The 15,432-nt window shown below is 62.1% G+C and carries 9 protein-coding genes; 4 read left to right on the top strand and 5 right to left on the bottom strand.

Translation table 11 applies throughout. The annotated features are described in order from the left end of the window. Positions 1-13: 13 nt before the first annotated feature. The 5 genes from AC24GY_RS05540 to AC24GY_RS05520 form a co-directional block, all read right to left on the bottom strand. Positions 14-1,093 carry an ATP-binding protein gene (locus AC24GY_RS05540; RefSeq protein ID WP_487680997.1) on the bottom strand — a complete coding sequence of 360 codons (1,080 nt, stop codon included), beginning with the start codon at positions 1,091-1,093 and terminating at the stop codon, positions 14-16. Positions 1,094-1,121: 28 nt separating this feature from the next. Further along, positions 1,122-2,642, bottom strand: a complete 1,521-nt coding sequence (locus AC24GY_RS05535) for a DUF5691 domain-containing protein (RefSeq protein ID WP_487680995.1) — start codon at positions 2,640-2,642, stop codon at positions 1,122-1,124. After that, a complete protein-coding gene (locus AC24GY_RS05530; protein ID WP_487680993.1) occupies positions 2,639-3,982 on the bottom strand; it encodes an SWIM zinc finger family protein in 1,344 nt (447 codons plus the stop codon). The genes AC24GY_RS05535 and AC24GY_RS05530 overlap by 4 nt, the downstream gene beginning before the upstream one ends. Before the next feature lie 71 nt (positions 3,983-4,053). After that, complete coding sequence (locus AC24GY_RS05525) at positions 4,054-5,505, bottom strand: DUF1501 domain-containing protein (RefSeq protein WP_487680991.1); 1,452 nt, start codon at positions 5,503-5,505, stop codon at positions 4,054-4,056. An 18-nt stretch (positions 5,506-5,523) separates the two neighbouring features. Further along, positions 5,524-8,919, bottom strand: a complete 3,396-nt coding sequence (locus AC24GY_RS05520; RefSeq protein WP_487680989.1) for a DUF1553 domain-containing protein — start codon at positions 8,917-8,919, stop codon at positions 5,524-5,526. Between the two features lie 197 nt (positions 8,920-9,116). Here AC24GY_RS05520 and alaS point away from each other — a divergent pair, with 197 nt between their 5' ends. The 4 genes from alaS (at position 9,117) to AC24GY_RS05500 (ending at position 15,344) form a co-directional block, all read left to right on the top strand. Further along, positions 9,117-11,990 (top strand): alanine--tRNA ligase, encoded by a 2,874-nt coding sequence (gene alaS, locus AC24GY_RS05515; protein WP_487680987.1) that lies wholly within the window; start codon positions 9,117-9,119, stop codon positions 11,988-11,990. 165 nt (positions 11,991-12,155) lie between these two features. After that, a complete protein-coding gene (locus AC24GY_RS05510; protein ID WP_487680985.1) occupies positions 12,156-12,755 on the top strand; it encodes an REP-associated tyrosine transposase in 600 nt (199 codons plus the stop codon). A gap of 90 nt (positions 12,756-12,845) precedes the next feature. Then, positions 12,846-14,327 (top strand): IS1182 family transposase, encoded by a 1,482-nt coding sequence (locus AC24GY_RS05505; RefSeq protein ID WP_487680983.1) that lies wholly within the window; start codon positions 12,846-12,848, stop codon positions 14,325-14,327. Between the two features lie 321 nt (positions 14,328-14,648). Next, entirely contained in the window at positions 14,649-15,344 is a 696-nt protein-coding gene (locus AC24GY_RS05500) for a pseudouridine synthase (RefSeq protein WP_487680981.1), read from the top strand. The last annotated feature ends 88 nt before the right edge of the window (positions 15,345-15,432 follow it).

Raw genomic sequence — 15,432 nt, 5'->3', positions numbered from 1 at the left:
GGTGTCAGTCGAATCAAATCACCTCCCGGCACGCCCGGTACAGATCCTTCCACTCGTCGCGTTCCTTCACCACGGTTTCGAGGTACTCCTTCCACACCACCAAGTCCTGCACGGGATCTTTGATGATAGCACCTACCAGACCGGCAGCGACATCGCCTGCACGCAGAGTGCCGTCTCCAAAGTGCGCGGCGAGCGCGATGCCGCTGTTGAGCACGCTGATGGCTTCGGCGGTGCTCATGGTGCCGGTGGGTTGCTTGAGCTTGGTTTTGCCATCGGCAGTCTGTCCGTCGCGCAGCTCACGGAAGACCTGGACGATGCGACGCACTTCCTTGAGTGCGGGTGGTTCGGCGGGAAGTTCGAGCGCTTTGCCCATCTCTCCCACGCGCTTGGTGACGATGGCGATTTCCTCCGCTTCGGTGGCGGGCACGGGAAGCACGACGGTGTTGAAGCGGCGCTTGAGCGCACTGCTGAGTTCGTTCACGCCTTTGTCGCGGTTGTTCGCGGTGGCGATGACGTTGAAGCCGCGGTTTGCCTGTGCCTCGCTGGAGAGTTCCGGAATGGGCAGCGTCTTCTCGGACAAAATGGTAATCAGCGTGTCCTGCACATCCGCCGGGATACGCGTGAGTTCCTCCACCCGCGCGATGCGGCCATCGCTCATCGCCTTCATCAGCGGACTCGGCACCAGCGCTTCTTTTGACGGGCCTTTGGAAAGCAGCAGGGCATAGTTCCAGCCGTAGCGCATCTGTTCCTCGCTCGTCCCGGCGGTGCCTTGGACCAGCCGCGTGGAGTCACCGGAGATGGCAGCGGCAAGGTGTTCGGACACCCAGCTTTTCGCCGTGCCGGGCACGCCGTAGAGCAGCAGCGCACGGTCGGTGGCCAGCGTGGCTACCGCGATCTCGATCACCCGTCGGTTGCCAATGTATTTGGCGCTGACCTCAAAGCCGTTGTCCAGCTTGCCGCCAAGCAGGTAGGTGGCCACCGCCCACGGCGACAGCTCCCAGTTCGTGGGCCGCTGCCGCGTATCGGTCTTTTTCAATTCGTCGAGCTCGTGAGCAAAGAGGTGTTCAGCGTGTTGGCGGAGCGTGTTGATCATGGATAAGCAGGGGTTCTGTTTCAAAGTTTCACGAGGCGAGCTGGCGGCGTTGATCGAGCACCAGGCCCACACGCGCCACGGCCTCGGCAAAGGGCTGGGCTTCCTCCTTGGTAAGATCCCAGCCTTGAGCGAAGTCGTTGAAGGCCGCTGAAGGCATGAGGCATGCGAGCTCTACGAGTGAGGCACGGAGCTGCCAGTCGTAGCGCGCCTCGCCGCTCTGGATGCGCTGCTTCAGGATCTTGATCACTTTCGCGGCCACCGCAGGCGACAGCATCGGCGCGCCCAGCGGCAGGCCTTTGATGAAGCGATCGATCACCGTGCTGAAGGCGACCACGTTGGAGTTGTTGTCGGTCAGCAGCTTGAGGAAATGCGGCTCCCGCATGGCTGGCGGCAGGGTTTCGAGCAGGTCAAAAAACGTGAGCGGACCGTTTGGCGGCAGGGTCGTGCTCAGGAAGGCCTCCGCCCACTCCACGCGCCGCTGCACCGCCTGCGCCTCGGCCCAGCCTTGCAGCAGCACGTCCTTCCAGTCTGACTTCTGCGCCCAGGCCAGGCATTCGCCAGGCGTCATGCCCGTCTGCGTTTCCCACCAGCGCAGCGGCACCTGACGGACGATTTGAAACAGCCACCAAGCGCGCTCGCCCATGCTCAGGCCCTTCGGCTTTGCTTCCTCGATCAAATCCGGCTTCCATGTGGCATCGTAGGCGGCAGGCGCTTCAAGGGTGATGACCATGCCGCGCAGCAGTTTCTTCTCGGACTTCAAACACAGCGCCGCACGCGCCGACATGCGCTGGGCGAAGCGCGAGTCCGGCAGCGTGGAAAGCAGCCGCGCCGCCACCTGCCGTGCCTCCTTGCTTTTGTCCGCGAACGTCGCTTCGAGCAAATCTTGATCATCGAGGGTGAGTCCTGTACCGAGGCATTCGATGAACGCGGTACGCTCCTTCGCCCCTTCTGTGCTCATGGCGGCGCGGCACAGCTCGCGCGCCTTCGCGGCATCGGTGGCACGCAGTGTCGTCAGATAGAGCCGCCGCTGATCGAGACTGCCGAGCTGCCACACCTCATCGCTCACGGTGTCCATGTTCACTGCACCTGCGGCGTAGGACCACGCCTCATTTTGCACGGCAAGCCAAGCTCCACGCGAGCCGAGCACCGCCAGCAGACTGGGGCGCAAGGCGATGCTGCGCCGTCCGCACTCCAGTGCTTTTGGCAGCAGACGATGAGGGAGGTGTTTGCCGGCGGAAGCAATGGCTTGAAACGCCTCGACCTGCAGCCGCTCGGGTCCATCGGCAAGAATGGCTGCCAGCAGGTCCATCCGCACATCCTGTGGCGAAGACTCTGACGGTGCAGGTGCAGAACCCACCTGCGCTGGCAGCAGGCCCGCGAGCTGACAGGTGCCCAGCACGCCTGCCGTTTGCAGCAGCGCTTTCTCCACCGCATCGCGCGGGATGCGTCCAAGCAGATCTCCGACCGGCCCCTCAGGAGCCGGCCATTCGGGCGGATGCCGTGCGGTACCAAGGAGCGCACTGGTGGCAAGTGAGGCGAGCGCGCTCATGCGACTGTGAGCACCTCCGTCCAGCAGGGAGTTTCTTCATTCGGGTGCCAGGCCGTCAGCGGCCGCCAGTGGACCCCATGCCATTCACCGAAAAGCGTCAGCGGATTTCCACCGCCAAGGGCGAGCAACTGCCAGCCATCATCATCACTGACACGCAGAGGTGCCTCGCGCCCATCAGCATCACGGGCCAGCCACTGCCGCCCGCGCAGCACAGGCGTGGCATGGTGCAGCAGCACCGGCAGGCGTTGAAACCACGGCTGTCGCGCCAGCGCAGAAGCGACAGAATCCAGCGCCCGATCCCAGGTCGTGACGACTTCCCCCGGTGCGCCAGAGGAGGCCTCCACCGGAGCATCCACCAGCAGCGCGCGCAGCGGCGATGCACTCGGGAAGAAACACAGCGTCGCCTTGAGTCGCGTGCCCGTTACAAACACCTGGTCAAAGCGTCGCCCACCATGCGAAAACTCCAGCAGCAAGGCATCTCGGTCCGTGGTCAGGCCACGCAGCCACACGCGGCGCTCCCACAGCTTGTCGTTCTCATCGTGGCTCACACCCAGCACCTTCCATGTGTCCCCCACACGATCATTGCCGGCCAGCACCTCGTCCTTGTCTGCCGTCCAGCCCGCACTGCTGCGCACATCATGCCGGAGTGGCTCAGGCAGCGAGTCCAGGCGCTGCAACGCATCGGTGAGCAGCTGCATCCGGCCCATCTGCAACAGCGCACGCTCCTGCCAGCCCTCGCCAGATGACACCGCACTTTCGAGCTGGCGCACCCACACGGCAAGACCTGTCGCCTGCGCATCCACCAAACGCGCCGCAGTGTCCCGCCAGTAGGTGGCAGGCTTCGCTGGCAGATCCGCGATCCCCTGCCGCACCAGATCCGCGAGCCAGCGTTCCAAATCACGCGCGCCACCCAGCATGCGGTCGAGCCGTTTCGCCTCCCGCTTCGCAACAGCCGCTTCATCAACGGGCTTCGCCTCGGCCTGCGCCGCTTTTTTCTCCGCCTGTTTTTCGCTGCGCTGCTGCCGCGCGGAGAGCCATTCATTCACCCAAGCCGGCTGCGTGTTCGCCGTGAAGGCGCTCTGCTTCTGCGCCAGCAGCAGGTACAACGCCAGCCCGTGCTTGCATGGAAACTTGCGGCTCGGGCAGCCGCATTTGAACGAAGGCCCGGTGACATCAATGATCACTTGGTACGGCTTGGAACCGCTCCCCTGGCACTCGCCCCAGATCGCCGCTTCATCATGTCCGAGCGTCGGCCACTTGGCCGGAGCCAGCAATCCCCTGGCCGCCTTGGCCGACGAATCGTCGGGGGAAAGGGCAAGGATTTGGTCAGCAGTCAGCATTCGACCCGATCCAAGCCAATGCCTGACGAAATGGCAAGAAAAGCCTTCGTCGCATTCAAAATAGTCGGCTCTTATGCCAGCAGATCCTTCACCACGTGTCCGTGGATGTCGGTGAGGCGGTAGTCGCGGCCTTGGAAGCGGTAGGTGAGGCGCTCGTGATCGAAGCCGAGGAGGTGCATCACAGTGGCTTGGAAGTCGTGCACGTGGACTTTGTTTTCAGCGACGCTGAAACCGAGCTCGTCGGTGCTGCCGTACTCGAAGCCGCCTTTCACGCCGCCGCCGGCCATGAAGAGTGAGAAGCAGTCGGGGTAGTGATCGCGGCCGAGCACTTTGCTGGCGGCGGTGCGGCCTTCGCGGAAAGGGGTACGGCCGAATTCACCGCCCCAGATGACGAGGGTGTCGTCCAGCAGGCCGCGCTGCTTGAGATCTTTGATAAGCGCGGCCACGGGCTTGTCGGTGGCGGCCATTTTGGCGGTGAGACCGGTGGTGATGCCGCTGCCTTCGCTGGTGCCATGGAAGTCCCAGCCCCAGTCGAAGAGATTCACAAAGCGTACGCCTTTTTCAATGAGCCGCCGGGCAAGCAGGCAGTTGTTGGCAAAGCTGGCCTCGCCGGGTTTTGCGCCGTAGGCTTCGATGACGTGCTGCGGCTCCTTCGAGATGTCCATGACATCGGGCACGCTGGTCTGCATGCGGAAGGCGAGTTCATACTGGGCCATGCGCGTGACGGTCTCGGGATGGCCGAATTCGGCGACCTGCTGCTGGTTGAGATCCTGCAGGGCATCGAGCGTCTTGCGACGCATGGCGCGGTTCATGCCGGCGGGATCGCTGACAAAGAGGACGGGGTCGCCTTTGCTGCGGCACTGCACGCCCTGATACACGCTGGGGATAAAGCCGCTGCCCCAGCAGCCCTGGCCGCCACTGGGCTGGGTGCCGCTGGAGATGAGCGCGACAAACCCCGGCAGGTCCTGATTCTCCGTACCAAGGCCATAGGTGGCCCATGAGCCCATGGAGGGCCGGCCCTGCCGTGCATGGCCGGTGAAGAGCAGCAGCTCCGCAGGCGCATGATTGAACTGATCCGTGTTCATGGAGCGGATCATGCACATCTCATCGGCGATGGTGTGGAAATTCGGGCAGGCATCGCTCATCCAGATGCCGCCTTTGCCATAGCGCGCAAAGGTGCGCGGTGTGCCCATGAGCTTGGGCACGCCAGTAGTGAAGGCGAAGCGCCGGCCTTTGAGGATCGAGTCAGGACAGTCCTGCCCACTGCGCTTCACGAGCTCCGGTTTGTAATCAAAGAGGTCGAGGTGCGGCGGCGCACCTGACATGTGCAGGTAGATCACGCGCTTGGCCTTCGGCGCATACTGCGACTTCTTGGGTGCGAGCGGATTGTCTGACGCCGTACTGGCTCCCGCCTTCTGCTGCATCGCATGCATGGCGATGGCCCCGAGGCTGAACTGCCCCGCGTTGCCGAGAAACTGACGGCGCGTCTTGAGCTGAAGGGTGTCGTGAGTGATGGGGTTCATGGGGAAATCAGTGTGGAATTAACGGCGCATCAAAAACTCATCCAGATTCATCACCACGTTAGCGATGGTCGTCCACGCGGCGAGTTCGGCAATGTCGGTGTCTTTGGGCGCGGGGCCGAGGGGATCGGTGGCCATCTTGGTGGCGTCCGCAGGATCGGCGCGATAAGTGGTGAGTGAGTCGTTGTAGAGCTGCGTCAAAGATGAAGTTTCATGCGCATTCGGGGCGCGTGAGAGGCAGAGTTTGAAGAGGAGGGCGAGGCGCCCGGGGGTTGCCTTGGCTTCGGCGACGAGGCGGCGGGCCATGGCTTGATTCGTTTCGATGAAGACGGGATCATTGAGTGTCACGAAGGCCTGCAGGGGTGTGTTGGTGCGGCTGCGGCGGATCATGCAGACTTCGCGGTTGCCGGCGTCGAAGGTGGTGAAGCTGGCGTAGGGGCTGTTGCGGCGGACTTCGGTGTAGAGGCTGCGGCGGTGCTTGTCCTCGCCGGGGCTGATCGTCCAGTCGTTGCTGCGGCCAAAGGCGGTGGTGAGGCCGAGATTGGGAGTCAGCGGGCGCACGGGCGGGCCGTACATTTTGGCGCTGAGCAGGCCGCTGACGGCGAGTGCTTGATCGCGGAGAAGTTCGCCAGTGGGGCGGAAGCGTGGACCGCGGGCGAGGAGACGGTTGTCGGGATCGCGCTCGTTGAGTTCCGGCGTGGTCTTGGTGCTTTGCTGATAGGCCTGGCTGGTGAGCAGCAGCTTGAGCATGTGCTTGATGTCCCAGCCGCTGTCCATGAGCTCGGCGGCGAGCCAGTCGAGCAATTCGGGATGCACGGGCAGATCTCCCTGACTGCCGAACTCCTCGCTGCTGCGCACGATGCCGGTGCCAAAGATGCTTTCCCACAGGCGGTTCACGGTGACGCGTGCGGTGAGCGGATTATCGCGACTGACGAGCCATTTGGCCATGGTGAGGCGATTGCGCGGGGCATTGGCGGGCAGGGGATTGAAGGTTGCGGGAGTGCCTTCGCTGACTTCATCACCCAGAGCCTGCCAGTTGCCACGGAGCTGGATTTTCGTGACGCGACGCTGCTTCGGATCGAGATCGCGCATGATGGGCACGGTGACGGGCTTGAGGGCGGCGAGTTCTTTGTTCGCGGCGGCGAGGCGGGTGCGCTCCGCGGCGGATGCTTTGGCAATATTCCGCACGAAGTACTCCACCACGGTCTGCTGCTGTGCGGGCGTGCGTTTGTCTTTGGCCTGAGCGAGAGCGGCGACGACATTTTGCGGCACTTTGGTGACCTGCTGCACGCGGGCATCTCCGGTGTAGCTGAGGCGGAAGCTGCCGAGGGTGTGCTGCTTGAACTCGCTGTTTTGTGCGAGGGTGATGCGGAGCTTGGAGCCGGAGGGAACGACCACCGGAGATGCTGCCAGAAGGGTGAGGGTGTGCGGCTTGTCGGCGGCACCTGAGACGGCCCAGCCCTGCTGCTTTTTATCTTTGGGTTTCAGCACGGAGGCAGCGGTGAAGCCGGTCTGCTCATAATCTGCCAGCGCGGTGGTGAAGCTGACGGCGACCGGGCCGCTGATGGCGAAGGCTTTGTCTTTCGCAGGCGCGGGAGTGTTTTCGCTCTTCCACACGGTCTGGCGTTTGTCATCGAGCAGCACGACGCGGAAGCCATCGAGACGGCTGCCGACGTTGCCATCGGTGCGGTTCCAGATGGTGACACGATCCACGGGTTTGGAGGCCTTCAGATCGACTTCCCACCAAGGATCGTTGTCGGTGCCGGCGGTGTGCGCGACGCTGCTTTTCGCGTAATCGCCTTCGGTGTTGCCATCGATGGCGCGCTTGGCGGCGGCATCGGTGTACATGCTGCTTTGTGTGGCGACACCTGCTGGCCCGATGTTTTCACTGCCGCTGTACACCTGGACTTCGGCCAGCTGGAGCATCTTTTTATCACCGGGCAGTTCGATGCGCACGTAACGCGCCTGCGGTGCTTGTTTGGAGTCTGGCGGCACGACTTCCGCTTTCACGTCGGTGATGACGAAGTTGCTGAAACCAGCGGCTGGCATCGTTTCGATGCGCAGGGCGCTGAGTTTGTCGCCAGTGGCGGGCAGCTCGATGGTGTAACTGTCTTTGTCGCTGTTTTTGGGGATCGAAACGGCACCGCCTGCGGCGATGGCGGCGGTTTGTTTGGATTGCGTGGTCACCTTGGCCGGCTGCGGGGTCTGCCAGCCGAGATCACGGGCAAAGCCCTGGTCCCAGGCATCGAGTCCGGCGAGCCATGCGGGGGCAGGGGAGGTGAACTTCTGCTCCAGAGTTTCGATCTCCTTTTTCAGATTCGTGCGCTGCTGAATCAACTCGGGTGTGTCGAAGCTGTGCAGGGGCACTTCGTCCTTCTTGTCGCTGTCGGCGCTTTGATTGAGGAAGGCGTAGAACTGGAAGTACTCGTTGATCGTGATGGGATCAAACTTGTGCGTGTGGCACTGGGCGCAGGCCATGGTGGTGCCCATCCAGACAGCGAAGGTGGTGTTTACGCGGTCGATGATGGCGGCGTTGCGGAACTCCTCGTCATCGGTGCCGCCTTCGTTCTGCGTCATCGTGTTGCGATGGAATGCGGTGGCGATGAGCTGATCGTCCGTGGGATTGGGCAGCAGATCGCCGGCGTTTTGCTCGATGGTGAACTGATCAAACGGCATGTTCGAATTCAGCGCGCGCACGACCCAGTCGCGGTAGGCCCAGATCTCACGTGGCTGGTCGCTGGGGTAGCCGGAGCTGTCCGCGTAGCGTGCGAGATCGAGCCACTGCCGTGCCCAATGCTCGCCGTAGGCAGGGAGGGAGAGGTAGTGATCGACGATCTTGTCGTAGGGCTGCTTGGACAATGAATCGAGCTCTGCGAGCGTGGGAGGCAGGCCGGTCAGATCGAGCGCGACGCGGCGGATCAGCGTGGCGGTATCGGCCTGGGGCGAATACTTGAGTCCTTCCTGAGTCAGGCGCTGCAGGAGGAAGGCGTCCACGGGCTGTTTGGAGCCTGCCGGAACGGCTGGTTTCACCACCTTCTCATAGCTCCAGTGCTTGCCCCAGGGCGCGCCTTGTTTGATCCATTCGGTCAGAAGGGCGATCTGCGCGGGAGAGATGGTCTTGTGCTGCTTTGGGGGCGGCATGACCTCATCAGGGTCCTTGGTGAGGATGCGCTCCAGAAGGGCGCTTTTTTCGGGATGTCCCGGCACCACAGCGGTGGTGCCGTCGTTGTTCTTTTTGGCGCTGGTTTCGTCGTCGAGGCGCAGGCCGGCTTCGCGCTTCTTTTCGTCAGGGCCGTGGCAGAAAAAGCAGTTCTCACTCAGGATGGGCCGGATCTCTTTGGAGAACTGGATGGGACGCGGTGCCGGCTCCGCGACGGCGGAGGCAACCAGAAAAAGGGTGATGAAGGGGCGAATCACCTCTCAGATACGCCGGAGAAATCACCAATCTTGACGCGGAGCGGCATTCTCCATGCCCGGAGCGGATGCGCGGTGGCGGCCCGCCCTCAGGGATGGCCCGGCTCATCCTCGGCGGCCACTGCGGGCCTTCCAGACGCTAAAACCCCGCCTTTACCTTCGGCTTCATCCCGCTACCATCCGCGCTCCCTTTTCCAGCCATGTCCGCCGTCCCCACCGCCGCCCAGATCCGCCAGAGCTTCCTCGACTTCTTCAAGGAGAAGCAGCACACCATCGTCCCCAGTGACAACGTGGGCTACACCAGCCGCGACGGCGCACGCATTTTCACCAATGCCGGCATGAACCAGTTTGTGCCCATTTTCCTCGGCGAGCGCAGCGCGGACGTGGACACCTGGCCGGGCGTCCTGCACAAAGGTCTCCCGACCCGTGCGGCGGACACGCAGAAGTGCATCCGCGCCGGCGGCAAGCACAACGACCTGGAAGACGTGGGTCTGGACACCTACCACCACACGCTTTTCGAAATGCTGGGCAACTGGTCCTTCGGCGACTACTTCAAAAAAGAAGCCATCTCCTGGGCCTGGGAGCTTGTCATCGAGCGCTGGAAGTTCCCGCCGACCCGCGTGTTTGCCACCATTTATCAGCCCGGCAAGGGCGACCCCGCTGAGCGCGACCAGGAAGCCTGGGACATCTGGGCGGAGAAGTTCCGCAGCATCGGCCTTGATCCCGACATCCACATCGTCAACGGCAACAAGAAGGACAACTTCTGGATGATGGGTGACACCGGCCCCTGCGGCCCCTGCACCGAGATCCACATCGACCTCACTCCCGGCGCTCCGAACCTCGACGAAGACCGCCAGCGCGCAGGTGCCAAGCTCGTGAACGGCAGCGACGCGAGCTGCATCGAGATCTGGAACAACGTCTTCATTCAGTACAACGCCAACCCGGATGGCAGCTTCGTCCCGCTCCCCGCGCAGCACGTGGACACCGGCATGGGCTTTGAGCGCGTGTGCTCGATCATCCAGGGCACGAAGAACTTCACCGACTTCGAGACCGCCAAGATCAGCAACTACGACACCGACGTCTTCAAGCCCATCTTTGATGAGCTCACCAAGCTCTCCGGCAAGACCTACGCCAGCACGCTGCCGAAGGCCAATGAGCAGGGCCATGTGGTGCCCGTGACCGAGCAGGAGAAGATCGACGTCGCCTTCCGCGTCATCGCCGACCACCTGCGCACCCTCAGCTTCGCGATTGCAGATGGAATTCAGCCTGGCAACAGCGACCGCAACTACACGCTCCGCCGCATCCTGCGCCGCGCCGTGAAGTATGGCCGCACGCTGGAGTTTAAGGAGCCGTTCTTCTTCAAGCTCGTCGATGTTCTCGCGGCGCAGATGGGTGATGTGTTCCCGGAACTGCGCACTAAGAAGGAGCAGATCAAGAACGTGCTGAAGCTGGAGGAAGAGAGCTTTAACCGGACTTTGGACAAGGGTATCGCTCTCTTCGAGAAGGCAGTCTCCTTTGCTAGTTCGTCGGATACAGATCCGTCAAAAGGCTCCGATGGTTTGAGCTTTAGTACTCACAAAGATGGCGAACTGATCGTCTCCCAAAGAAATGAGGACGGCAGCACTTCCAAGATGATCTCAGGTGTGCTCGCATTCCGCCTTTATGACCAAGAGGGCTTCCCGTTTGATCTCACCGAACTCATGGCTCGTGAACAAGGTCTGACCGTAGATCGGGCAACGTTTGATGAGCTCATGGAAGAGCAGAAGGAGCGCGCCCGCGAAGCTGGCAAGAAGAACAAGCAGGTCGTCTCCGTCTCTGAGATCGAAACCAAGGCGCCGACCAAGTTCATTGGTTACGACGCGCTCGAAGCCGACGTGCGCGTGCTCGAAGTCGTCGAGATGAAGGACAAGACGGCCGTGGTGCTGGATGTCTCCACCTGCTACGCGGAGATGGGCGGACAGATTGGTGATGCGGGTCAGTTGATTCTCGGTGCGAACACTTATCCGATCAGCGCCACGACCAAGGTCGGCAACACCTGGCTGCACTTCCTCGAAGGCGATGAAGCGCCTGCTGTCGATGCCACCGTGAAGCTCATTGTCGATGCCCCACGCCGTCATGCCATCGAGCGCCATCACACCGTCACGCACATCCTGCATTGGGCGCTGCATGAAGTGGTTAACAAGGATGCCACGCAGAAGGGCTCCTCTGTTACTCCTGACAAGCTCACCTTCGACTTCAACAGCGCTGCGCTCACCGCACAGCAGATCAGCGACATCGAGCGTCTGGTGAACGAGCGCATCGTCGCCAACGATCCTGTTTCCTGGACCGAAGTTCCCTACGTGGAAGCCAAGGCCAACAACGGCATCATGGCGCTCTTCGGTGAGAAGTACGGCGACCTCGTCCGCGTGGTGCAGATCGGTGGCCAGCGCAACAAGCTCGATGGCTGGAGCATGGAGCTCTGCGGTGGCACCCACACCCGCAGCACTGGCGAGATCGGCCTCTTCCGCCTCGTCAGCGAAAGCGCCGTAGCTTCCGGCGTGCGTCGTATCGAAGCCATCGCCGGCCTCGAAGCCTACAACGCCGCTCGCGCTGATGCCGAACTCCTCAAGCTCCTCGCCGGCAAAGTCAGCGCCCAAGGTGCCGCCGATCTGGAGAAGAAGCTCGATCAGATTCTCACGCAGCAGAAGGAACTCGAAAAGGCTCTCAAAGCCGCGCAGCAGCGCGAGGCTTCCGTGAAGGCCAAAGACCTCATCGCCACCGCTGCGAACAATACCATCATCACCAACCTCGGTGATGTGGATGCTGATTACGCTGTGGGCGTGGCTGAAGCCTTGAAGGGCACCTTCAACGGCATTGTCGTTCTCGCCGCAACGGGCGGTGGCAGCGTGGCGTTGATCGCCAGTGTCGCCAAAGAGCACCAGGGCAAAGTGCAGGCTGGGAAGATCATCCAGAGCATCGCGCCGATCGTCGGTGGCAAAGGCGGTGGAAAGCCCGACTTTGCACGCGGCGGCGGCAAGGACGTGGCCAAGGTGGATGCGGCGCTGGCGGAAGCGCGGAAGCTGATTGGGGCATAAACCTCACTTCGCTTCCCAGCATCGTATACCCACCGTGCGTATTGTAGTCCCGCCTTCAGGCGGTTCCGGGCGCGCGTCCGCATAACACCCGCTGTCCAGAACCGCTTAAAAGCGGGACTACAATACGGCCTTGCGTGGCTCGGACACTCGCGCTGAAGTCACGCCATGTACGCCTGGCGAAAATGGACGCAGGAGATGCGTGAAGAAGTGCTGAAACGCCGCAAGCTGCTCAATCGTCCTTGGCACGGCCCGCCGCACTTCAGTGGTCAGCAGACGAGCCAGTATCTCATCACGGGCACATGCTACGAGCATGCACCGATCATCGGAGCCTCGATAGAACGCATCGATGATTTCGTGAAGCAGTTGCAACATACGTTTGAGTCAACCAATGCCGTCATCCACGCATGGTGCGTCCTCCCCAATCACTTCCATGTGCTGGCGACCACCCCAGACCTCCCGCCCCTCATCACACACCTCGGCAAACTGCATGGCCGCATGTCCTTCGCCTGGAATGGCGAGGACAATGCACGTGGGCGTATCTGCTGGCATCGCACCACCGATCGCGCGATGCGCAGCGAATCCCACTTCTGGACGACCGTGAACTACATCCATCACAACGCCGTCAAACACGGCCATGCCTCCCAATGGACCGAATGGCCTTGGTCCAGCGCGCATGATTACCTGCGAAAGACTGGCCGGGATCAAGCAGCCTGCATCTGGCAGGCCTATCCGCTCCTCGAATACGGCTCCGGTTGGGATGATTGAATCTTCGTATTGTAGTCCCGGCTGTCCAGGCTGTGTGAAAACTATTTCACCGATTTGACCGGAGGCATGTTCATGCGCAACAAGATGGGCATGAGCCACCTTCGAGGAACTGATCGCGGCGAAGTGCAGATGCTGCCGCCATGCTTGGATGATTACGTCGCAGCGGAGGCCGCAGTGCGTTTCATTGATGCGTATGCCGAGTCGCTCGACTTCAAGGCGCTGGGCTTTGAGCGCTGCACCGCCAAGGCCACCGGACGTCCGCCCTATCACCCGGCCGACCTGCTCAAGCTCTACCTCTACGGCTACCTCAACCGCATCCGCTCCAGCCGCCGCCTGGAGGCCGAGGCCGCGCGCAACCTCGAAGTCATCTGGATGCTGCGCACTCTGCGACCCGACTTCAAGACTGTCGCCGACTTCCGCCGCGACAACCGCAAGGCGTTTAAAGGCGTGCTGCGCGAGTTCAATCTGCTGTGCCGCAAGCTCGAGCTCTTTGGCGCGGAGCTCGTGGCCATCGACGGCAGCAAGTTCAAGGCCAGCAACGGCAAGCGCCGCCACTTCAACGCCGAGCAGCTGCGCGAGGTGATCAAGCACATCGACCAGCGCATTGATGACTACCTGCGCGAGCTCGACACGCAGGATGCAGAGCAGGGGCCACCGGCGCCACCACCTGCTTCGCCGCCCACCGGCGGCGAGAAGAAGCCTGAGACCATGGCCGAAAAGATCGCCCGGCTGCGCACCAGCCGCCAGGAGCATGCCGCGCTGCTTGCAGAGATGCAGAAGAGCGTCCAGACCGAAGTCTCGCTCACCGACGCCGATGCACGCAAGATGTGCGACACGCAGCGCGGCGGGTTCTTCATCGGCTACAACGTGCAGGTCGCCGTGGATGCGAAGCATGACCTCATCGTCGCCGAAGAGGTGGTGCAGTGCGCCAGTGATCGAGGCCAGCTCGGTGCCATCGCCCAGGCCGCGAAGACTGAACTCAAGGTGCCGAGCCTGGAGGTGGTCGCCGACAAAGGCTACCACTCGGCCGATGAGCTCGAAGCCTGTGAAGCCGCAGGCATCATCACCTACGTGCCTGCGCAAGGCAGCACCAGCGGACGCAGCAGCAGGGACGGCAGGGCAGTGCATGGCAAGGAGCGCTTCACCTATGACGCTGTGGCTGACGAGTATCAATGTCCCGGAGACAAGCGTCTCAAGCTGCGGGGCAAATGCCGCCGCCACGGCAAGACCATCCTGCACTATGCCAATGCAGCGGCCTGCCGCACCTGCCCGATCAAAGCCCAGTGCACCGGCGGGGCCTACAGGAAGATCCACCGTCTGCCCAATGAAGCCGTGCTGGAGCGGGCAGCGGCGCGCATGGCCGGAAAATCAGCGATGAGCGCCCGCAGGCGCGAGGTGGTCGAGCATGTGTTTGGCACGCTCAAGCAATGGGGACACGGCGACTTTTTGACCCGCGGACTGGAGCGGGTGAAAGCTGAGTTCAGCCTCAGCGCGCTGGCCTACAACCTCAGGCGCGTGCTCAATCTCAAACCGATGAGCGAACTGCTCAGAGCGCTGCCCAAGGCGGCATGAAGAGCGTCAGCTTGCTGCCAATGCCCTGCGCCGGCCCTCTGATGAGTGCATTTTCATCCATCTGAGCACCCAGAAAAAACAGCGCAGCGTCGAAGCCGAAAATCACCTGCCTGAATGCCTGATTTCCTCAGGTATTCAGGCTGGCGCTTTCAAAAGGGTGTTTTCACACAGCCTGTTTAGCCGGTTCTGGATGGCGGGTGTCTTGGAACATTCGCCCGGAACCGGCTAAAGCCGGGACTACAATACTCAGAGAGCCGCTCACTTCCCACATGACATCCCGCCCCGAGCAGCGACCCTCCGCCCCTTTCTATCCCACCCCACATGCGCCGCCTCGATCAACTGCTCTCTGCCCTCGGTTACTGCTCACGCCGGGAGGCGATGGCGTTTGTCAAAGAGGGCCGGGTGAAGCTGGGCGGTGTGGTGGTGAAGCGTTCGGATCAGCGGGTGGATTCCGCGCTGATCACAGTGGATGACGAACCGCTGGAAGCACCGGATGGATTGCTGGCGATGCTGCACAAGCCAGTGGGCTACTCCTGCACGCACAGCGAGGAGGAAGGCCAGAACATCTATGAGCTGCTGCCTTCCCACTGGCCGGAGCGCAATCCGGCGGTGACGAGTGTGGGACGTCTCGACAAAGACACAAGCGGGCTGCTGCTCGTCACGGACATCGGCAGCCTTGTGCATCGCTACACTTCGCCGAAATCAGACATCGAGAAGACCTATCTCGTGGAAGTGGATCGCGAGCTCGATCCTTCGCTCATCGACATCTTTGCCAAAGGCGATCTGATGCTCCGCAGCGAAGAGAAGCCCTGCCTGCCTGCGAAATTGGAAATCGTGTCCAGCCAAAGCGCCCGTCTCACGATCACCGAAGGCCGCTACCATCAGGTGCGCCGCATGTTTGCCAGCCAGGGCTGGCATGTGGAAAACTTGCACCGGGAGCGCTTCGGGCCGTATGTGCTCGGTGATCTCGCGGAGGGTGAGTGGCAGATGCTTTCTCTGGACCAAGTGGTGCGCTGAGTTCGTACACGGCATCCTTTCAATGAGGCGCGCTTTTCCAGTGTTGAGCTTCGGCCCTGTGAACGCGCCAGCAGACAAAAAAACAGCG

This window comes from Prosthecobacter sp. Pr1 (assembly GCF_057652315.1).
Note: the sequence above shows the minus strand (reverse complement) of the source record. Positions and strands in the feature narration are given on the sequence as shown.

What these genes read in the sequence shown, in the direction of transcription:
- AC24GY_RS05540 (WP_487680997.1), bottom strand. Translation starts at nt 1,093, where the DNA reads ATGATCAACACGCTCCGCCAACACGCTGAACACCTCTTTGCTCACGAG.
- AC24GY_RS05535 (WP_487680995.1), bottom strand. Translation starts at nt 2,642, where the DNA reads ATGAGCGCGCTCGCCTCACTTGCCACCAGTGCGCTCCTTGGTACCGCA.
- AC24GY_RS05530 (WP_487680993.1), bottom strand. Translation starts at nt 3,982, where the DNA reads ATGCTGACTGCTGACCAAATCCTTGCCCTTTCCCCCGACGATTCGTCG.
- AC24GY_RS05525 (WP_487680991.1), bottom strand. Translation starts at nt 5,505, where the DNA reads ATGAACCCCATCACTCACGACACCCTTCAGCTCAAGACGCGCCGTCAG.
- alaS (WP_487680987.1), top strand. Translation starts at nt 9,117, where the DNA reads ATGTCCGCCGTCCCCACCGCCGCCCAGATCCGCCAGAGCTTCCTCGAC.
- AC24GY_RS05510 (WP_487680985.1), top strand. Translation starts at nt 12,156, where the DNA reads ATGTACGCCTGGCGAAAATGGACGCAGGAGATGCGTGAAGAAGTGCTG.
- AC24GY_RS05505 (WP_487680983.1), top strand. Translation starts at nt 12,846, where the DNA reads ATGAGCCACCTTCGAGGAACTGATCGCGGCGAAGTGCAGATGCTGCCG.
- AC24GY_RS05500 (WP_487680981.1), top strand. Translation starts at nt 14,649, where the DNA reads ATGCGCCGCCTCGATCAACTGCTCTCTGCCCTCGGTTACTGCTCACGC.